Annotated in this window: 17 protein-coding genes; 9 read left to right on the top strand and 8 right to left on the bottom strand. The window is 52.5% G+C overall.

The genetic code is table 11. The features are described 5' to 3' along the window. Positions 1 to 252: 252 nt before the first annotated feature. On the bottom strand, positions 253 to 1,341 hold the full coding sequence (locus tag GT019_RS14245) for an HD-GYP domain-containing protein (protein WP_161743858.1): 1,089 nt from the start codon (positions 1,339 to 1,341) through the stop codon (positions 253 to 255). Between the two features lie 44 nt (positions 1,342 to 1,385). After that, entirely contained in the window at positions 1,386 to 3,875 is a 2,490-nt protein-coding gene (gene gyrA / locus GT019_RS14250; protein ID WP_161743859.1) for a DNA gyrase subunit A, read from the bottom strand. A 390-nt stretch (positions 3,876 to 4,265) separates the two neighbouring features. Between gyrA and GT019_RS14255 the strand changes: the two genes are divergently transcribed. Next, the gene (locus tag GT019_RS14255; protein WP_161743860.1) at positions 4,266 to 5,018 is read left to right on the top strand and encodes a YheC/YheD family protein; all 753 of its coding nucleotides are present in this window, start codon (positions 4,266 to 4,268) and stop codon (positions 5,016 to 5,018) included. A 44-nt stretch (positions 5,019 to 5,062) separates the two neighbouring features. On the opposite strand, the gene gyrB is transcribed toward GT019_RS14255, so the two are convergent. From gyrB to dnaA, 6 genes are all read right to left on the bottom strand, one after another. Further along, positions 5,063 to 6,973 (bottom strand): DNA topoisomerase (ATP-hydrolyzing) subunit B, encoded by a 1,911-nt coding sequence (gene gyrB / locus GT019_RS14260; RefSeq protein WP_161743861.1) that lies wholly within the window; start codon positions 6,971 to 6,973, stop codon positions 5,063 to 5,065. A 103-nt stretch (positions 6,974 to 7,076) separates the two neighbouring features. After that, positions 7,077 to 7,325, bottom strand: a complete 249-nt coding sequence (gene remB, locus GT019_RS14265) for an extracellular matrix regulator RemB (protein WP_090649306.1) — start codon at positions 7,323 to 7,325, stop codon at positions 7,077 to 7,079. A 31-nt stretch (positions 7,326 to 7,356) separates the two neighbouring features. Further along, positions 7,357 to 8,466, bottom strand: coding sequence for a DNA replication/repair protein RecF (recF, locus tag GT019_RS14270; protein WP_161743862.1), 1,110 nt, complete (start codon positions 8,464 to 8,466; stop codon positions 7,357 to 7,359). A gap of 46 nt (positions 8,467 to 8,512) precedes the next feature. Next, on the bottom strand, positions 8,513 to 8,728 hold the full coding sequence (gene yaaA, locus GT019_RS14275) for a S4 domain-containing protein YaaA (RefSeq protein ID WP_161743863.1): 216 nt from the start codon (positions 8,726 to 8,728) through the stop codon (positions 8,513 to 8,515). 17 nt (positions 8,729 to 8,745) lie between these two features. Further along, entirely contained in the window at positions 8,746 to 9,888 is a 1,143-nt protein-coding gene (gene dnaN, locus GT019_RS14280) for a DNA polymerase III subunit beta (RefSeq protein WP_161743864.1), read from the bottom strand. Positions 9,889 to 10,138: 250 nt separating this feature from the next. Then, positions 10,139 to 11,491, bottom strand: a complete 1,353-nt coding sequence (gene dnaA, locus GT019_RS14285; RefSeq protein ID WP_161743865.1) for a chromosomal replication initiator protein DnaA — start codon at positions 11,489 to 11,491, stop codon at positions 10,139 to 10,141. 654 nt (positions 11,492 to 12,145) lie between these two features. On the opposite strand from dnaA, the gene rpmH reads away from it, so the two are divergent. The 8 genes from rpmH to noc all read left to right on the top strand — a co-directional run bounded on the left by rpmH (position 12,146) and on the right by noc (position 19,415). After that, positions 12,146 to 12,280 (top strand): 50S ribosomal protein L34, encoded by a 135-nt coding sequence (rpmH, locus tag GT019_RS14290; RefSeq protein WP_161743866.1) that lies wholly within the window; start codon positions 12,146 to 12,148, stop codon positions 12,278 to 12,280. A gap of 73 nt (positions 12,281 to 12,353) precedes the next feature. After that, entirely contained in the window at positions 12,354 to 12,698 is a 345-nt protein-coding gene (rnpA, locus tag GT019_RS14295) for a ribonuclease P protein component (RefSeq protein WP_161743867.1), read from the top strand. A 140-nt stretch (positions 12,699 to 12,838) separates the two neighbouring features. Beyond that, complete coding sequence (locus GT019_RS14300) at positions 12,839 to 13,615, top strand: YidC/Oxa1 family membrane protein insertase (RefSeq protein ID WP_161743868.1); 777 nt, start codon at positions 12,839 to 12,841, stop codon at positions 13,613 to 13,615. After that, positions 13,612 to 14,316 carry an RNA-binding cell elongation regulator Jag/EloR gene (gene jag, locus GT019_RS14305; RefSeq protein ID WP_161743869.1) on the top strand — a complete coding sequence of 235 codons (705 nt, stop codon included), beginning with the start codon at positions 13,612 to 13,614 and terminating at the stop codon, positions 14,314 to 14,316. The genes GT019_RS14300 and jag overlap by 4 nt, the downstream gene beginning before the upstream one ends. Positions 14,317 to 14,404: 88 nt before the next feature. Further along, a complete protein-coding gene (gene mnmE / locus GT019_RS14310; RefSeq protein ID WP_161743989.1) occupies positions 14,405 to 15,784 on the top strand; it encodes a tRNA uridine-5-carboxymethylaminomethyl(34) synthesis GTPase MnmE in 1,380 nt (459 codons plus the stop codon). A 29-nt stretch (positions 15,785 to 15,813) separates the two neighbouring features. Beyond that, positions 15,814 to 17,703, top strand: coding sequence for a tRNA uridine-5-carboxymethylaminomethyl(34) synthesis enzyme MnmG (mnmG, locus tag GT019_RS14315; protein WP_161743870.1), 1,890 nt, complete (start codon positions 15,814 to 15,816; stop codon positions 17,701 to 17,703). 3 nt (positions 17,704 to 17,706) lie between these two features. After that, positions 17,707 to 18,429, top strand: coding sequence for a 16S rRNA (guanine(527)-N(7))-methyltransferase RsmG (rsmG, locus tag GT019_RS14320; RefSeq protein WP_161743871.1), 723 nt, complete (start codon positions 17,707 to 17,709; stop codon positions 18,427 to 18,429). Between the two features lie 158 nt (positions 18,430 to 18,587). Then, positions 18,588 to 19,415, top strand: a complete 828-nt coding sequence (noc, locus tag GT019_RS14325; protein WP_161743872.1) for a nucleoid occlusion protein — start codon at positions 18,588 to 18,590, stop codon at positions 19,413 to 19,415. Positions 19,416 to 19,434 lie beyond the last annotated feature (19 nt).

A 19,434-nucleotide genomic window follows, 5' to 3' on the forward strand; every position in this document is an offset into this window, starting at 1 on the left:
GCTCATCGCTGACTTACATTTAAACCTGTTTGACAGGTCGCTCATTGTTCAGTTTTCAAGGAACAAGTTCTTTTCTCATATCGCCCATGTCTCAGCGGCGACTTGATTAATATATCACAGATGCTTGCACCATTGCAAGCTTTTTTATTTTATTTCAATAAAGAACTGTGATACATTAGTTTGCCTCAAAAGCGGCAAGAAGTAATATATCACAGTTCGTCTCAGCAGGTCAAGCCCAGATATTCAATTAATTCAAGCGTTCGTTCTTGTAATGACTTCTTCTATATATAACTGTCTTTCATTCGCTAAATTCACGATTGTCCCGTTCACCGACACCCATGGCCGCGTCGGGTGGTTGCGGTCGGAGAACACGATCTCCCCAAGCCTGTTGTCGCTTAGACGAACGACGGTGCCGTTATGGAACTGCGTAGCCTTCTCGATGAAGATACGCACGTACGCGGGATCCAGCTTGCCGAAAGAATCCTGATGCAGCTGCTCCAGTACCAGGTAAGGAGAAGTTGCATTGCGATACGACCGTTTCATCGTCATTGCATTGAAAATGTCCGAGATCGCGACGAACTTCGCATAGGGATGAATCTTCTCCGATCCGATTCCGAGGGGGTAGCCGCTGCCGTCGAATCGTTCATGATGCTGGAGAGCCGCTAATTTGACGCCTTCATTAACCGCGGCGACGTTTTTGAGCAGTTGATAGCCGAGCACCGTATGGCGCTTCATGTCTTCCGCTTCCTCGGGCGTCAGCTTCGTCGGTTTGTTCAGGATGCCCCGATCGATCTTGGCATTGCCGATATCGTGGAGCAATCCGGCAAGCGCGGACTGCATCCAATCCTTCTTGGGCAGCCCGTTCCATTGTGCCATCATATAGCAGCTAAGCGCGGACATCACGCTTTTGTGGTAGAGATAATCCTCGTTCGGCACGTTTTTCGGAAAGAACGTCAGCATTTTGTAGTCGTGGCTATGCTGCAGCAGCGAGTCAAGCTGATTGCGGATATCGAGAATCGGCAAGGTTTGTCCGCTCATCATTTGATTAAATACGCTTTTCAACAGTACGACCGTGCGATCATACTGTTCCATGAGCGATGATTTAACGTATGCCGCTTCCTTCGCTTGCTCCTGACTTTTGTCAGTCGACGTTTCTTCCGCTTCCTTCTTCTCCGGCGGCCCATCGATAATGACTTGGGGTACGAGAAAAGCTTGCAAGATTTCGTACTCTCGGGGCGTAATGACCTTTCCCTTATGGAAAAGCACGCTGCCGAGCGGCGTCAGAACGTCTTGCGCGATTTTGTCCCCGAGCTTTACCTGCGAAACTGATACCGTGCCCATAGGTCTCTCCTCCACGTTGCTTGCCTCAACACTGCATTGGAAATCTATTGTTCGTCAGATGACGTATCTTCGGGTTCGGCGCCTTCAAGTTCTTCGCCGTCCTCGGTTTCCTCGCTGCGGGCAACCCGGGTTACCGTCGCAACCGAATCATCTTCGCGAATATTGATCAATCTAACGCCTTGCGTATTCCGCCCCATGGTCGAAATGTCGGCCATGCTCATACGAATCAGCGTTCCGGAGGACGTCATGATCATCAGATCCTCGTCGCTCTGCACGACGCGCAGGCTGACGATGAGTCCTTTCTTCTCCTGTACGTTGAGCGTCTTGATTCCCTTGCCGCCGCGGCTCTGGGACCGGTACTCGCCTTCCGGCGTCCTTTTCCCGTAGCCGTTGGCCGTTACGATGAGAATCTCGCTTCCCGGCGCTACGACGTCCATGCCGACGACTTCATCGTCATCATCGGAGTTGATTCCCTTGACGCCTGTTGCCGAACGTCCCATCGGACGAACGTCCTGTTCCGGGAACCGGATGGACATCCCTTGGCTTGTGCCCATGATGATCTCTTGGTTGCCGTCCGTCAGCTTCACGCCGATCAGATCGTCGTCATCGCGCAAATTGATGGCAATGAGCCCGACTTTGCGGATATTGGCGTAGTCATCGAGCGGCGTCTTCTTGACGATGCCGTTCTTGGTCGCGAAGAACAAGAAGCGGTCCGGCTCGAACGATTCCACCGGGATAACGGCATTGACCGTTTCGCCTTGTTCGATCTGGAGCAAGTTAATGATCGGCGTTCCCCGCGCGGTCCGGCTGAGATCCGGAATCTCGTACGCTTTCAACCGGTACACCTTGCCCTTATTCGTGAAGAAGAGCAGGAAGTGATGCGTGTTGGATACGAAAAGATGCTCGACGAAGTCGGTGTCCTTCGTGTCCATGCCGATGACGCCTTTGCCGCCGCGCTTCTGGCTGCGGTAGGTCTTGACCGGCAAACGTTTCACGTAACCGGAATGCGTAACCGAAATGACGACATCTTCACGCGGGATCAAATCCTCGTCGAGAATTTCGTCTTCGCTAGCCATCAGTTCCGTGCGGCGTTCGTCGCCGAACCTTTCCTTCACTTCTTCCAGTTCGTCGTTAATGATCTGGAGCACCAGCTGCTCATCGGCCAAAATCGCTTTGTACTCGGAAATCTTGCGCAGCAATTCCGCATATTCAGCTTCGATCTTGTCGCGTTCCAGTCCGGTTAAGCGCTGCAGGCGCATATCGAGGATGGCCTGCGATTGATCGTAGCTGAGTCCGAATCGCGAAATCAAGCCTTCGCGCGCTTCGTCGGTCGTCTGCGATGCGCGGATCAGCCGGATGACTTCATCCAGATTATCCAGCGCGATGCGCAAGCCTTCCAGGATATGAGCGCGGGCTTCCGCCTTCTTCAGGTCGAATTCGGTCCGGCGTCGGATAACCTCGATCTGGTGCTCGAGGTAGTAATAGAGAATATCCCGCAGGTTGAGCGTACGCGGTTCGCCCTTGACGAGTGCCAGCATGTTGAAGCCGAAGTTCATCTGCATTTGCGTATGCTTGTACAAATTGTTGAGCACGACCGTCGGCGTGACGTCCCGGCGCAGCTCGATGACGACGCGCATGCCGTTGCGATCGGACTCGTCGCGGAGATCCGTGATGCCTTCGATCTTCTTCTCGCGAACGAGCTCGGCGATCTTCTCGACGAGGCGCGCTTTGACGACCTGATACGGCAGCTCGTGCACGATAATGCGCGCCTTGCCGCCGTTCTCTTCGATGGTCGCCCGCGCGCGCATCGTCACCGATCCGCGACCCGTGGTGTACGCTTGGCGCATGCCTTCGCGTCCCATGACAAAGCCTGCCGTCGGGAAGTCGGGCCCTTTTATATAATCCATCAATTCGATCGGGGTAATATCCGGATTGCGGATAAGCGCCTGGACGCCATTGATGACTTCGGTCAAATTATGCGGCGGAATATTGGTCGCCATCCCTACCGCGATTCCGGTCAAACCATTGACGAGCAGATTCGGGAAACGGGCAGGCAGCACCGTCGGCTCGTGCTCTTCGCCGTCATAGTTAGGCGCGTAATCGATGGTTTCTTTATTGATATCGCGCAGCATTTCCATGGCGATCTTGGAAAGACGCGCCTCCGTATAACGCATCGCGGCAGCCATATCCCCATCGATGGAACCGAAGTTGCCGTGTCCGTCGATCAGCATATAACGGAGCGAGAAGTCCTGCGCCATCCGTACCATCGTCTCGTAAACGGCAGAGTCGCCGTGCGGATGGTATTTGCCGATGACTTCGCCGACGATCCTGGCCGACTTCTTATACGGCTTGTCCGGAGACATGCCGAGCTCGGACATCGCGAACAAAATCCGTCGATGCACGGGCTTCAATCCGTCGCGAACGTCCGGCAGCGCGCGGCTGACGATGATACTCATTGCATAATCCATAAACGATTCGCGCATCTCGGTGCCGATATCGCGATCCCGTACTTGCAGATTTTTCTCTTCTGCCATCGTAAACCTCCTAGAGTTTGCGTATGCTTAAGCTTTCAATGACGGTTGAACGATGAATGCGGCGCCATCGAAGAGCAGGAATAATCGTCGAACGAATACTAGCATTCATTTATAGTTTCGGCTCATTCTTGCCATCCTTAAACGTTTGCAAACATGAAACTTGCCTTGCGCGCGCACCCATCTCTAAAACTTCTCCGCACTAGGTGTATACACGCTCCAAACCCGAATATCCGCCATAAACTAACATGATCATGAGGCTATTTCAAGCCGTTCTGCAGATAAACCTAAAAATAGGCATTATCTCTATTATAACATTGAATTTCGCCTCTGTCTCCTGCATGCCGCGGTATTCCCGAACCTCTTACCACGAACACGAAAGGTGGAGCCAGGTTGGCCATCCAGCGCGTGAAAAGCAAATGGGCAAAAACGAAAGTACTGCTGCTATCGGAGCAGCTGCGTGAGCGGATACCGGTCACGAAACGTTGGAACATCCCGGAACTGGAAGCCATGCTGGATGAACACGGCATGGTTTACGTCAAACCCGATCAAGGTACCTTCGGGTTAGGCGTCGTTCGGGTGGAAAAGAACGCGGATCTCGCATACACGTATCAAACCGGTACCGTTCCGCAGCGGTTCGGCTCCTTCGACAAGATGGCGGCATCGCTTCAGAAGCGTATCGGAAGCCGCCCTTACTTAATTCAACAAGGAATTCCCCTTCTCACGTACGACGGACTGCGCTTCGACATTCGCGTGATGGTGCAGCACAATCCCAAGCATGTATGGGAAACGACCGGGATCATCGGAAGGCTCAGCCATCCTCAAAAAATCGTGACCAACTACCATAGCGGCGGCGTCCCCATGGCCTTTGACAAATTGATGCAGCCGCATGTCACCCAGCCGCAAATCGATAGCTACAAAATGTGGCTCGCCGATATCGGCAAGTCTGTCGCCGCGCAGCTGCAGACCCGTTATCCGCGGTTAAAAGAAATCGGCATCGATATCGCGATCGACGAGTCGCTTCGCCCCTGGATCCTGGAAGTCAATACGCTGCCGGATCCCTATATCTTCCGCAAGCTTGGGGACAAAACGATGTTCCGCCGCATTTACCGCTATTGTCTCGCTTACGACAGACGCATGAAATAACGACAAGCCGCCCGATTCTTCGGACGGCTTGTTTGATTATCTCGTTAAATGTCGAGGTTTTTGACGTATTTCGCGAACTCTTGGATGAATTCGCGGCGCGGTTCCACGTTGTCGCCCATCAGCGTCTCGAAGATATTGTCGGCTTCGATGGCATCCTCGATCGTGACTTGCAGCATCGACCGGCTCTCGGGATCCATGGTCGTCTCCCAAAGCTGGGAAGCGTTCATCTCGCCGAGACCCTTATACCGCTGCACGTTGACCTTCGCGCCTTCGCCGAACTCGGCGATGATGGTATCGCGTTCTTTCTCGGTTTGCGCGTAACGGACGACTTTGTTCCGTTCGATCTTGAAGAGCGGCGGCTGGGCGATGTACACGTAGCCGGCTTCGATGATCTTGCGCATGTAGCGGAAGAAGAACGTGAGCAGCAGCGTGCGAATATGCGCGCCGTCGACGTCGGCATCCGTCATGATGATGACTTTATGGTAACGCGCTTTGGAGAGATCGAAATCATCCGCAATGCTCGTGCCAAGCGCCGTGATGATCGCCCGGATCTCCGTGTTGGAGAGGATCCGGTCGAGACGCGCACGCTCGACGTTCAAGATTTTACCCCGTAGAGGCAAAATCGCCTGGAAATGCCGATCGCGGCCTTGTTTAGCGGATCCGCCCGCGGAGTCACCTTCGACGATGTAGATCTCGCTGATCGAAGCATCGCGCGACGAGCAGTCCGCCAGCTTGCCCGGCAGCGCGCTGACTTCCAGCGCGCTCTTGCGGCGCGTCAGCTCGCGCGCTTTGCGCGCGGCTTCGCGGGCGCGGGAAGCCGATAGCCCTTTATCGACGATTTTACGCGATACCGACGGGTTCTCGTCGAGAAACTCTTGGAATTTCTCTGCGAAGAAGGATTCCACGATCCCGCGGACTTCGCTGTTGCCGAGTTTTGTCTTCGTCTGGCCCTCGAACTGCGGTTCCGGGATTTTGACGGAGATGATCGCCGTCAATCCTTCGCGGACGTCATCGCCGGACAGGTTGGAGTCGCTGTCCTTGATGGCGTTCATTTTGCGGGCGTATTCGTTGATGATCCGAGTCAGCGCGCTCTTGAAGCCGGATTCATGCGTACCGCCTTCATGCGTGTTGATGTTGTTCGCGAACGAATAGATATTCTCGGTGTAACTGTCGTTGTATTGCAGCGCCACTTCGACTTGAATATTATCCTTCGAGCCTTCGACGTAGATCGGCGCCTCGTGCAGCGCTTCCCGGCTCCGGTTCAAATACTTGACGAACTCGATGATGCCGCCGTCGTATTTGTACGTGTTGGACGTACCCGTGCGTTCGTCGCTCAGCGCGATTTCAATGCCTTTATTCAAAAATGCCAGCTCGCGGATCCGCGACTGCAGCACTTCGTATTCGTAAACGAGCGTTTCGGTGAAAATCTCGCCGTCCGGCTTGAAACGGGTCGTGGTGCCGGTTTCGTCGGAATCGCCGATAACCTTGAGTTCATATTGCGGCACGCCGCGGCGATACTCTTGGCGATAAATCTTGCCTTCCCGTTTAACCGTGACTTCAACCCACTCGGACAGGGCGTTCACGACGGATATCCCGACGCCGTGAAGACCGCCGGATACTTTATAACCTTCGCCGCCGAACTTGCCGCCGGCATGAAGCACGGTCATGACGACTTCGAGCGTCGATTTCTTCAGCTTCGCGTTCTCCCCGACAGGGATACCGCGGCCGTTATCGATAACGGTGATGCTGTTGTCTTCGTGAATCGATATTTCGATGCGCGTGCAGTAGCCTGCCAGCGCCTCGTCGATGCTATTGTCAACGACTTCCCATACCAGATGGTGAAGTCCTTTGCCGCTAGTGGAGCCGATGTACATCCCCGGGCGTTTGCGTACCGCCTCCAACCCTTCAAGTACTTGAATCTGGCTTTCATCATACGTATGCTGATTCGACGACATGCTTGGTTTCACTGCTCCTCTCAACTACCCTGGTCGCGATATTCGTTCGCTGCTCGGGCCTGCAACCTACTTGCCATTTGCATCCTGAATGCCCGATAACCCGCTAACTTGTCGCAAAATGGTGCGAACGTTTCTTCAGCGTTGAAGATGAGATGGGCGAGTAGTAGATCTTATGCTCGGTCACTACAATGGATTTCGCTTCTTCTTCTCCTATGATTTCAACGTCTTTGCGCTTACGGGCTTGCGCGACGAATTGCTTGGATAGCTTGGAGGACTGCTCGATCGAAATATCGAAAATCGCCACGAGCTCCGCGGCACGAATGATTTTCTCCCCGCCTAAATGTATATACATAGCTTCGCCCTCCGCTTCTTCATCTTCGCGATCACAGCGCTACATGCCCGTCCTGTACATGATAGATTCGGGTGTCATGCAACTTGCTGATATTGACGCTCTCAAGCCCCGTAGTCGTAATGAACGTTTGTACTTTGCTCTGAAATGTTTCAATCAGCTGCGTTTGCCGATGCTGATCCAGCTCCGATAACACATCGTCGAGCAGCAGCAAGGGATACTCGCCGATTTCTTCGTGAATGAGTTCGATCTCGGCTAATTTAAGCGATAGCGCGGTCGTTCGCTGCTGTCCCTGGGAACCGTAAACCGACGCTTCTTTGCCGTTGATAAAGAAAGCCATGTCATCACGATGAGGACCAACGAGCGTCATCCCGCGACGAAGCTCCTGATCCTTGACTTGTGTTAACTTTATCATAAATTGCTCAAATAATATAGATTCTTCTTCTTTGGCGTCGCTTTCGAAGGAGGGGCGATACGCGATCGTCAGCTCTTCCGATCCGGCGGTTATGCCGGCATGGATGGTCTGCGCCCATTTCTGCAGCTTCTCTATGAAGCTTTGCCTTTTTTTCACAATTTTAACACCGTACTCGGCAAGCTGCATGTTCCACACTTCCAGCATGGCCGCATTGGCGTTGCCGGGCAAAGTCGATTTGAGGTAATTATTGCGCTGCTGCAGCACTTTATGGTACTGGCCGAGCGCATGCAAATAGCCGGGCTGCACCTGGCCGATTTCCATGTCGAGAAACCGTCGGCGCACGCCCGGCGTTCCCTTCACGATCTCGAGATCCTCCGGGGCGAACATGACGACGTTCAGCGAACCGACGAAATCGCTCAGCTTGCGCTGCTCCAAACCGTTGATTTTCGCTTTCTTTCCTTGTTGGGACAAAGCGAGATCCAGCGTCACGGTTCCGTAGCGTTTCTCGACTTCTCCCCTTATGCGGGCCTCGCTGGACTGCCAGCCGATCAATTCCTTGTCCTTGCTGGTCCGATGCGACTTGGTCAAGGCAAGCACGAGGATGGCCTCGAGCAGATTCGTCTTGCCCTGCGCGTTGCGCCCGACGAACAGATTGACCTGATTGGCGGTCGCCAGCTCGATCTGGCCGTAATTGCGGTAATTCTGAAGCTGCAAAGCATTTAATCGCACTGTAAGGCCTCCCGGTCATTGCCGGCGTAAACAGCTGTTTGCCGCATTACCGTTTCACGATCGTAAAGGCGCCGAAGCCTTTTACGTCTATTTTATCCCCGACATACAGCTTGCGGCCGCGACGGTTGTCCGGCTCTCCGTTGATCACGACTTCGTTCTCCTGCAAAAAGAATTTTGCCGCCCCGCCGCTGTCGATGCAGTCGGACAGCTTCAAAAACTGGCCAAGCGCGATATATTCCGTGGCTATTCCGATTTCTTTCATGCTGATTGTCTCCTCGTTTAGCCTGTCGTCCGGTACGGAAGGATGAGATGCAGGCTGTGCGGATGGTCGGTCGGTTTGATGATGATCGGGCTCATGGCGCCGGTAAAGCCGATGAAGATAAATTCGCTGTCGATGACTTTCAGCGTATCGAGCATGTATTTGGAGTTGAAGGCGATGCGCAGCTGCTCGCCGGTCATTTCTTTCACTTCCACCTGTTCCGTTACGCGGCCAAGCTCCGTGGAGCTGGACGAAATCTCGATCGAGCCGTCCTCTTGGGTAACGAGGCGAACGATGTTCGTTTTCTCTTCGCGGGACATCAGGTAGGCGCGATCGATCGCGTCCGTCAATTTTTTTGTTGGCAGGACGAGTTCTGTTTTGAAATTCTGCGGAATAATCTTGGAAGTGTCGGGGTACGTCCCGTCCAGGATGCGCGAATAGAACAATACATGGCCGACTTTGAACAGCACTTGATTGTCGGCGACGACGATATCCACATGTGTATGGTCGTCCGGAACGATCTTCGACAGCTCGCCCAGCGTCTTGCCGGAGATGACGACATTGGAGAATTTATAGCCTTCCGGCGCTTCGACCGTGGCTGCGCGGCTGGCAAGGCGATGACGGTCCGTCGCGACGAATTTGAGCTGGCCTTCGGATAAATTCCAAAGCGCTCCGGTCAAAATCGGCGTTTGCTCGCTGGTCGAAGCCGCGAATATCGTTTGGCGGATCATCGATTTAAGCAGGTCGCCCGGAACGGCGATCGACTCGCTTTGTTCGATGGTCGGCAGTATCGGGAATTCCTCCGGGTCCAGTCCGACCATTTGGATATCCGTCGAGCCGGAACGGATCATCGTTTGAAAGCCGTCTTTCACTTCGATCTCAAGCTCGTCCGAGGGCAATTTCTTGACGATTTCGACAAAGAACTTCGCCGGCAGCACGACGCTTCCCGGTTTCTCGACCTTGGCGATGACGAATTCGCCGTTCTCGACAGGAATGAAGCTTTGAATGGAGATGTCCGTGTCGCTTGCCGTCAATGTGACGCCTTGATGATTGACGTCGATTTTGATGCCGCCGAGAATCGGAATCGCGGGACGTGTCGAAGAGGCTTTGGAGACTTGTTGAATCGCGTCGTTTAATTGATCTTTGCGGATCGTTAATTTCATAATTGTCACTCCTAAAGGAAAGGGATCACGGCTGCGAAAAAGGGAGTCGTTTTCACCTATATTTTGATGATGTTTATTAAAGAAAGATAGTAGAAGTCGTAGTAGGGGCGCTGAATATGTGGATAAGTGGATTTAACACGGATAAAGCAAGCCTATCCACATGTGTACAGCGTGTGCATAGGCTTGCCGGTTCGATGTTGAAGAAGTGAATAACTTTCGCGCGCGTTATGCACCGTTCTTCTATTCATATTCAGGAATGGCTTTTGATCTTCTCCGTTAACGTTTGAATGATTTTGAACAGCTCGGAATCGACTTTGAGCTGCTGCGTGATCTTCTCATGGGCGTGAATGACGGTCGTATGATCGCGTCCGCCGAACGCTTCCCCGATCTTAGGCAGCGAGTAATCGGTCAGCTCCCTGGAGAGGTACATGGCGATTTGCCTCGGGAACGCGACCGCTTTCGTACGCTTGCGCGCCTTGAACTCCTCGAGCTTCAACCCGTACAGCTCCCCGACCTTGTGCTGAATATCCTGCATCGTGATCATTTTGGGCCTGCTGGAAGGAATGATGTCCTTCAGCGCCTCGGCCGCCAAATGCGAGGAAATATCCTCGTTGATCAGGGATGAATAAGCCACGACCCGAATGAGAGCGCCTTCCAGCTCGCGAATGTTCGTATCGATTTGACTGGCGATGTAGACCATGGCCTCGTTCGGGATGTCCAAATTCTCCGCTTTCGCCTTCTTCCGCAAGATCGCGATCCGCGTCTCCAGGTCAGGCGGCTGGATGTCCGTTATGAGTCCCCATTCGAAACGCGAACGCAGCCGTTCTTCCAGCGTCGGTATTTCTTTGGGCGGACGGTCGCTGGAGATGACGATTTGTTTGCGTTCCTCGTGCAGCGCGTTGAAGGTATGAAAGAATTCTTCCTGCGTCTGTTCTTTCCCCGCCAAAAATTGAATATCATCGATCAGCAGCACGTCGATGTTGCGGTATTTGTTCCGGAAGCTTTCGCCGCGGTTATCCCGGATCGCGTTGATGAATTCGTTGGTGAATTTCTCGGAAGATAAATAAAGTACCCGCGTATTGGGGTTATGCTCCAAAATATAATGCCCGATCGCATGCATCAAATGCGTTTTGCCGAGTCCGACTCCGCCGTAGAGAAAGAGCGGATTATAGGCTTTCGCCGGCGCTTCGGCCACGGCCAGCGACGCGGCATGGGCAAAACGGTTGTTGGCACCGATGACGAACGTATCGAACATGTATTTGGGATTAAGCATATGCGAATAAGTCTCTTCCGGGCCGACTTGGGCGGGGGGCAATACGATCGGCTGGAACTCCGCGGGTTCTGGCGGTTTATTTTCTTCAATCACGAATTTAATGTCGAATTGACGCCCCATGAATTCCTGCAGCGTCGTCCGCACAAGCTTGGTATACCGGCTTTCGAGCCATTCGGCCGCGAAAGTCGTCGGCGCTGTTACAATGACGACGGATTCTCCGCTGAACGAAGCTTTCGTCGCCTTAAACCAAGTATCGAAGCTGGGCTTGCTCAACTTGGTTTGTATGATAGACAGCACCTGTTGCCACATTTCGTGCGTATGGCTATCCACAAATGGTCACTCCTTATCAAAATCGCCGCAAAGGGCGCTATCCAGCTGAAGATGTCGAAAATAGGGGGTATTCGGCAGGAAATGAATCCACATTATTAAGGGATGGAAAAGAAAACTTATTCAAGGGGGATGAATGTTGTTCACATTCTTATCCACAGGCTGTTAATAATGTTGAGGGGAAGTTGGAGTCATCCACACAGAAAACATATTTATCATAGCAAAAGAAGCCTTGATATTCAACGATATCGGCCATTTTATCCACAAATTCAATAGGTTGTGTACAAAACTTATCGACAACACTAGATATTGTTAATATCTTGTTACCATTTCGACAAAATACGGGAAAGTGCGATAAATTCATCCACATGTTATTAATTCGGCGCGCTTATCAATGCCGAGAACTGTTTATCCACAGTTCGTATCCGACGGAAAACGTTTTGCCTCTTCGCCTGGCTTGCAGGTTGACTTTTGCATGGGCGCGTGGTTTAATTGAAAAAGGCGTTTTTTACGGAGAATGCTCATCGTTCGATTTTTCTTATCGACCTTGCAGCATGCTCGAATAGGAAAACCGACGATCGCGAATCGTGAAGACGATCAGCATAGAATGAAGACCGAAGCATGGCGATCGAGTATGGTTAGGAGGTGCATAGATCAATGAGACCTACATTTAAACCGAATGTGAGCAAACGTAAAAAAGTTCATGGTTTCCGTAAACGTATGGCTTCCGCTAATGGACGCAAGGTGCTGAGCGCCCGCCGTAAACGGGGAAGAAAAGTACTGAGCGCGTAACTTTAAGACCACTTTACGTGGTCTTTTTTTCATTTATACGGGTCATACTATGTCATAAAGGTGAAGATGCGCCGTGCAAAGAAAGCTGCGTTTGCGTAACCGCGAAGATTTCAGCCGGATCTATCGAAACGGCAAATCGTTCGCCAACAGCCAATTCGTCGTGTACTGGTCCCGCCAGCATAAAGCGGAACCGTTCCGGCTCGGCGTCTCGGCCAGCAAGAAAATCGGCAATGCCGTCGTGCGCAACCGAATGAGAAGGCTCGTGAAGGAGATCGTCCGCCATCAGACGGACCGCATCGCCGACCAGCTCGATTTCATCGTGATCGTGCGCAAACCGGCCGTCGGCCTAGGCATGAAAGAACTCGAGAAAAGCATGCTCCACGTCTTGAAGCGGGCAGGGCTTCTGAAGCAGAAATGAAGGGCCTTGTAATCGCTTTACCGCGTGGAGCGGGCTTGTTTCTTTGTGCCAAAAAATATGATATAGTTTAGCTGAATGATTTTGCATCGCTTGCGCCTTTAATAGGGGCGGCGCTTATGGTACGCAGAGAGGAGATTTACATGTTGTCCCGTATTTCGAAACGAACATGGATAACGGCATTCGCGCTAATTGCCGTGATGTTTTTCTTGAGCGGCTGTTCTTCGGCTACTCACCCGGTTTCAATGGATGACTTATCGCACGGGAACTTCTGGCAGCGGCATGTCGTCTACTATTTCTCGCTCGTGTTGGAGAACTTCGCGAAGTGGTTCAACGGCGAGTACGGAATCGCGATCTTGCTGATGGTGGTTATCGTTCGTACGTTGATTCTCCCGCTTACGATCAAGCAGTACCGCAGTTCGAAGGCGATGCAGGCTCTGCAGCCGGAGCTGGCAAAATTGAAAGAGAAGCACAAGGACAACCCGCAAAAGCAGCAGGAAGAAACGATGAAGCTATTCCAGCAGCATAAAGTCAATCCGCTGGCAGGCTGTCTCCCGCTGATCGTGCAGATGCCCGTGTTTATCGCGCTGTACAACTCGATCTATATGAATGAGAACATTCGTGAGCATACATTCCTCTGGCTGCAGCTCGGCGAGAAGGACCATACGTATATCCTGCCGATTTTGGCTGCCATCACGACGTTCGTGCAGTCCAAAATGATGCAGTCCCAACAAAAGACGATGCCGGCGATGCAAGGGATCATGATGATCTTCCCGGTATTGATCTTCGTGATGGCGATTTCGTTCCCGTCCGCTCTGCCGCTGTACTGGATCTTCAGCAATACCTATACCATTGTGCAAAATTATTTCCTTTATGTGCGCAACTCACCGAAAGATAAGGAGAGTGTCCCTGCGAAATGAAGAAAATCGTGGCATCGGGTAAAACGATCGAAGATGCTGTAAGAAATGGTTTAACGGAATTGCAAGTATCCGCGGAGCGCGTTAACGTGACCGTGCTGGAGAAACCAAGCAGAGGATTGTTCGGACTGATCGGGACTCGTTCCGCCAAGGTCGAGCTCGTGCTGTTGTCCCAAACCGAGGTTGCGGCGGAACCCGCGCCGGTCATATCGGCGGCAGCTGCTCCGACAGCGGACAAGCCTGCTGCGGTAGCGAAAGATGCGATCCTTGAAACGGAACGATTCATTATTGAAGTGGCAAGAACCATGGGGCTTGACATTACGATTGCTCGTAACGATTCAAAAGAAGGATTGACTCTCGCTTTATCCGGCGGCGGAGATCTCGGCATGTTGATCGGACGCCGCGGTCAAACGCTCGATGCTTTGCAATACCTGGTCAATATCGTGGCCAACCGTTATTCCAACAGCCATCTGCGTATCGTGCTCGATGCGGAAGATTTTCGCGATCGTAGGCGCAAGACGCTTGAAGATTTATCGGATCGCTTGGCGGGGCATGTCATACGAACTCGAAAAGAAGTCGTGCTCGAGCCGATGGCACCCCACGAGCGCAAGATTATTCATTCGCAGCTTCAGAACCACGCCAGGGTAAAGACGTTCAGCAAAGGCGATGAGCCCAATCGGCGCGTGGTCATTACGCTGAAATAACGATGCATAGCGCTCTATTCAAGCAATGGCTCTTACCGGTCATTGCTCGTTTTTTATTTTGATTCAAGTTAAGAGGGAATACGCGATGATGATACAAGACACGATTGCCGCCATTTCGACAGCCGTCGGAGAGGGCGGCATTGCCGTTATTCGGGTAAGCGGGCCGGAGGCCGTGCAAGCCTGCGCGAGCTACTTCCGATCCAAGTCGAATATGGCCGAGGCGGATACGCATACGGTTCATTATGGACACATCGTCGATCCGGCTACGGGGGAAACGGTGGAAGAGATATTGCTCACGATCATGCGGGGGCCGAGGTCGTTCACGGCGGAAGACGTCGTCGAGCTGAGTACGCACGGCGGCGTAGTAGCCGTTAAGCGCGTGCTGGAGCTGCTGCTGCGTTCCGGCGAGATCCGGCTTGCGGAGCCGGGTGAATTCACGAAGCGCGCTTTTCTGAACGGCAGAATCGACCTGACGCAGGCAGAGGCGGTTATCGATCTGATCCGATCAAAGTCGGACCGGGCATTCTCCGTCGCGCTGAAGCAATCGGAAGGTATGCTGTCCAAAAAGGTGAAGGCACTCCGCCACGGATTGATTGAGCTGTTGGCTCATATCGAGGTCAATATCGATTATCCCGAACATGATGTCGAATCGATGACAAGCAGCTACATCCGGAATCGCTGCGGAGAAGCCTGCGCGGAAATCGATCGATTGCTAAAAACGGCCGCGGAAGGCAAGATATTACGGGAAGGCATAGTTACGGCTATCGTCGGCCGGCCGAATGTCGGTAAATCCTCGCTGTTGAATGCGCTCGTGCAGGAAAATAAAGCGATCGTAACCGACATTCCCGGCACGACGCGGGATGTGATCGAGGAATATATTACGCTGGGCGGTATTCCGCTCCGGCTTCTGGATACGGCCGGTATTCGCGAGACGTCCGACGTGGTGGAGCGAATCGGCGTCGAGCGTTCGCGCTCGGCGCTTGAGGAAGCCGATTTGATACTGCTCGTGCTGAATGCCAATGAGTCGCTTCATCCGGACGATCTTGAATTGATGCAGAAGCTGAGCGGTCGGCCTGTCGTTGTCTTGTTGAATAAGACGGACCTGCCGGTCGTGCTGGACATAGCGGAAGTCGAGAAACAGTTCCCCTCGGACGCGATCGTGCGGTTATCCGTTCTGAAGGAGCAGGGGCTTGATGAGCTGGAATCGGTCATTAAGCGAATGTTCTTCGGCGGCGAGCTGGAGTCCGCCGATCTGACTTATGTCAGCAATGTTCGACATATTGCGCTGCTCAATCAAGCCCGACAGTCATTGGTGGATGCGATTGAAGCGACGGAGATCGGCATTCCGATTGATATCGTGCAAATTGACGTGCGTACGGCATGGGAGCAATTAGGCGAAATGATAGGCGATTCGGTAGCCGAGTCGTTGATTGATCAAATTTTCTCTCAGTTCTGTTTAGGTAAATAAATTGTCCGAGTGGCAAGGAGGGATAGGAAATGGGTTATCATGCGGGTAATTTCGATGTCATAGTTATAGGTGCGGGACATGCCGGGTGCGAAGCGGCGCTTGCATCCGCGCGAATGGGAGCGGAGACGCTGCTGCTGACGATCAATCTGGATATGGTAGCGTTCATGCCATGCAATCCGTCGATCGGCGGACCGGCTAAAGGCCATGTGGTCAGGGAGATCGACGCGCTCGGCGGCGAGATGGGACGCAATATCGATAAGACGTTCATCCAAATGCGGATGTTGAATACGGGAAAAGGTCCGGCTGTTCACGCGCTGCGCGCGCAAGCCGATAAGTTTCTATATCAGCACTTCATGAAGCAGACGATCGAGGAAACGGAGCATCTGACGCTTCGCCAGGGGATGGCTGAGGATCTGATCATCGAGGACGGCGAATGCGTGGGCATCGTGACCAAGACCGGCGCGGAATATCGGGCGAAAGCGGTGGTTGTGACAACGGGCACGTATCTGCGCGGCAAGGTGATTATGGGCGAACTGATGTATGAGAGCGGTCCGAACAACCAGCAGCCGTCCATCAAATTGTCGGAGAGCTTGCGTAATCTGGGGCTGCAGCTCGTTCGCTTCAAAACCGGCACGCCGCCGCGGGTGCATGGGGATACGATCGACTTTTCCAAGACGGAGATTCAACCCGGGGACGAGAAGCCGAAATTTTTCTCGTACGAAACGGAATACTCGGATAACGAGCAGCTGCCGTGTTGGCTGACATATACGTCGGAAGAGACGCACCGGATTATCAGCGACAATCTGCACCGCGCCCCGATGTTCTCCGGAGCGATTGAAGGAACGGGGCCGAAATATTGCCCATCCATTGAAGATAAAATCGTCCGCTTCGCGGATAAGCCGAAGCATCAAATCTTCTTGGAGCCGGAAGGCAAGAATACGTCGGAGTATTACGTGCAAGGATTGTCCACGAGCATGCCGGAGGATGTGCAATTGAGCATTCTTCGTTCTATTCCAGGATTAGAGAAGGTCGAAATGATGCGTACGGGCTATGCGATCGAATACGATGCCGTAGTTCCGACGCAGCTGTGGCCATCACTCGAAACGAAAGTCGTACCGGGCCTATTCACGGCCGGTCAAATCAACGGCACCTCCGGTTATGAGGAAGCGGCCGGTCAAGGCATCATGGCGGGGATTAACGCCGCGCGGAAAGTCCAGGGCAAGCCGCCGGTCATCATCGAGCGCTCGCAGGGCTATATCGGCGTGCTAATCGATGATCTCGTCACGAAAGGCACAACGGAACCGTACCGCCTGCTTACTTCGCGTGCAGAGTATCGTCTGCTGCTTCGTCACGACAATGCGGATTTACGTCTGACGCCGACGGGATATGACATCGGATTGATCTCCGAAGCGCGATACAACAAGTTCACGCTGAAGAAGGCAATGGTCGAACAGGAAATCGAACGGCTCAAAAGCGTGAAGGTTCGTCCGGAAGAAAATGTCCATGCGCTGCTGGACGAGATCGGAACTGCGCCGCTCCAACAGGTCACCGACGCGCTTTCCTTGCTGCGCCGGCCTGAGGTCACTTATGAGCATGTGGAACGTTTGTCGCCTTCATCCGAATCATTGACGGAAGATATGAAGGAGCAAGTGGAGATCCAGATCAAGTACGCCGGCTACATCGAGAAACAGCAGCTGCAAGTCGAACGCATGGCTAAAATGGAGAAAAAGCGCATTCCGGATGATATCGATTATGCGGTCGTCACGAATTTGTCCAAGGAAGCAAAGCAGAATTTGTCCGACATTCGTCCGCTTTCGATTGGGCAAGCATCGCGCATCGGCGGCGTTACGCCTGCCGATATTTCTATCCTGCTCGTGTATTTGGAACATTACAATAAGGTTGTCGCAGCACGGGGGTAATCCATGAATTCGACCGAAACATGGTTCGCGGATTTGCTTGGGCAGCACGGGGTGGCGTTGACGCCGCTCCAGCTGCAGCAGTTCCAGACCTATTATGAATTGCTCGTCGAATGGAACGAGAAAATGAATTTGACGGGAATCACGGAAAGGGAAGCCGTCTACGAGAAGCATTTCTATGACTCCGTCACCCTTTCTTTCTTTATGAATATGGATGAGATCGCAGCTATGGCCGACATTGGGTCTGGCGCGGGATTTCCAAGCTTGCCGCTGAAAATTTGTTTTCCGCATCTCAAAGTGACCATCGTAGACTCGCTGAATAAACGGATTCAGTTTCTTCAGCATGTCGTCACTTCGCTTAGTCTTTCGGACGTAACTTGCGTCCACGGCAGGGCAGAGGATATCGGACGATTACCTGCTCACCGAGATGCCTATGACCTTGTAACGGCAAGGGCGGTTGCTCGTCTAAGCGGATTGAACGAGCTCTGTCTTCCTTTTGCAAGGAAGGGCGGCGTGTTCGCGGCCATGAAAGGCGCGGATCCTGCCGAGGAAACGCAAGAGGCCAAACGCAGTTTATCCGAGTTAAAAGGGAAGCTTTCGAATATCCACCATCTGAAGCTGCCGTTTGAGCAATCGGATCGCCATATCATCGTCATTGACAAACTTGCCGCAACTCCGGCAAAGTATCCAAGAAAAGCCGGGTTGCCGCTAAAACAACCAATTCTATAGAAGTTAAGCACTTGCGGCGAAATGTTTCACGTGGAACAATAACAGCATTGATTTTTGTTCGAGATATCGCGTTGTCAAGCAGGAAATCAACTTGCAGCCGACGAATGTTATAGAAACGACAAACTCGGCATTTTGAAATCGGGTGGTATGTTGACGCTATGAAAGAACAATTCTCTCGTTTATTCGGTTTGAGCGATCAGAAGAGCACGAACCTTGATGAAGTGAAACATCTTCCGATCGTTGAGGTAGACACGAGTCCTTATCAGCCGCGAACGGTATTCGACGATGATCGAATCGACGAGCTCAGCCAGACCATTCGAACACATGGCGTCATTCAGCCAATCGTTGTTCGGGCACGCAATGGACGGTACGAAATTATTGCGGGCGAGCGCCGATTCCGTGCAGTAAAGAAACTTGGTCTCGATACGATTCCTGCCATTATTCGAGAATTCAACGATTCGCAAGCAGCCTCCATAGCTTTGATCGAAAACTTGCAGCGAGAAGGACTTACATCGATTGAAGAAGCGGTCGCATACCAAAAGCTGATTGATCTGCACAATCTAACGCAAGAGAGCTTGGCGCAGCGGCTTGGAAAGAGCCAATCCACCATCGCAAACAAGATTCGGCTGTTGGGACTCGGAGAAATCGTTAAAAACGCCCTGATGGAGCGGAAAATTACGGAACGGCATGCCAGGGCGCTGTTATCGCTTGATTCCGAAGAGCTGCAACTAAAAGTGCTGGACGATATTTTGACGAAAGAATTGAACGTAAAACAGACCGAAGCAAGGGTCGCTTTCTATAAAGAAACGGTGCAGACCGCGGCTAAAAAAGCGAAACGGGTCTCGTTTACGAAGGATGTTCGGCTGGCCTTGAATACCATTCGACAATCGATTGACATGGTTTCGGGTTCTGGACTTCAGATCAAAACCGATGAACAGGATTTCGAGGATCATTACGAGATTGTAATCAAGATTCCGAAACGCTAATAGCTATGCTGACAGCCGT

The organism is Paenibacillus glycinis (assembly GCF_009909185.1).
GTDB lineage: Bacteria > Bacillota > Bacilli > Paenibacillales > Paenibacillaceae > Paenibacillus_Z > Paenibacillus_Z glycinis.

Coding starts and splice junctions, on each gene's coding strand:
- mnmG (WP_161743870.1), top strand. CDS start 15,814: ATGGGTTATCATGCGGGTAATTTCGATGTCATAGTTATAGGTGCGGGA.
- gyrB (WP_161743861.1), bottom strand. CDS start 6,973: ATGTCGTCGAATCAGCATACGTATGATGAAAGCCAGATTCAAGTACTT.
- GT019_RS14245 (WP_161743858.1), bottom strand. CDS start 1,341: ATGGGCACGGTATCAGTTTCGCAGGTAAAGCTCGGGGACAAAATCGCG.
- rsmG (WP_161743871.1), top strand. CDS start 17,707: ATGAATTCGACCGAAACATGGTTCGCGGATTTGCTTGGGCAGCACGGG.
- gyrA (WP_161743859.1), bottom strand. CDS start 3,875: ATGGCAGAAGAGAAAAATCTGCAAGTACGGGATCGCGATATCGGCACC.
- GT019_RS14300 (WP_161743868.1), top strand. CDS start 12,839: ATGTTGTCCCGTATTTCGAAACGAACATGGATAACGGCATTCGCGCTA.
- yaaA (WP_161743863.1), bottom strand. CDS start 8,728: ATGAAAGAAATCGGAATAGCCACGGAATATATCGCGCTTGGCCAGTTT.
- mnmE (WP_161743989.1), top strand. CDS start 14,405: ATGATACAAGACACGATTGCCGCCATTTCGACAGCCGTCGGAGAGGGC.
- jag (WP_161743869.1), top strand. CDS start 13,612: ATGAAGAAAATCGTGGCATCGGGTAAAACGATCGAAGATGCTGTAAGA.
- noc (WP_161743872.1), top strand. CDS start 18,588: ATGAAAGAACAATTCTCTCGTTTATTCGGTTTGAGCGATCAGAAGAGC.
- rpmH (WP_161743866.1), top strand. CDS start 12,146: ATGAGACCTACATTTAAACCGAATGTGAGCAAACGTAAAAAAGTTCAT.
- remB (WP_090649306.1), bottom strand. CDS start 7,325: ATGTATATACATTTAGGCGGGGAGAAAATCATTCGTGCCGCGGAGCTC.
- dnaN (WP_161743864.1), bottom strand. CDS start 9,888: ATGAAATTAACGATCCGCAAAGATCAATTAAACGACGCGATTCAACAA.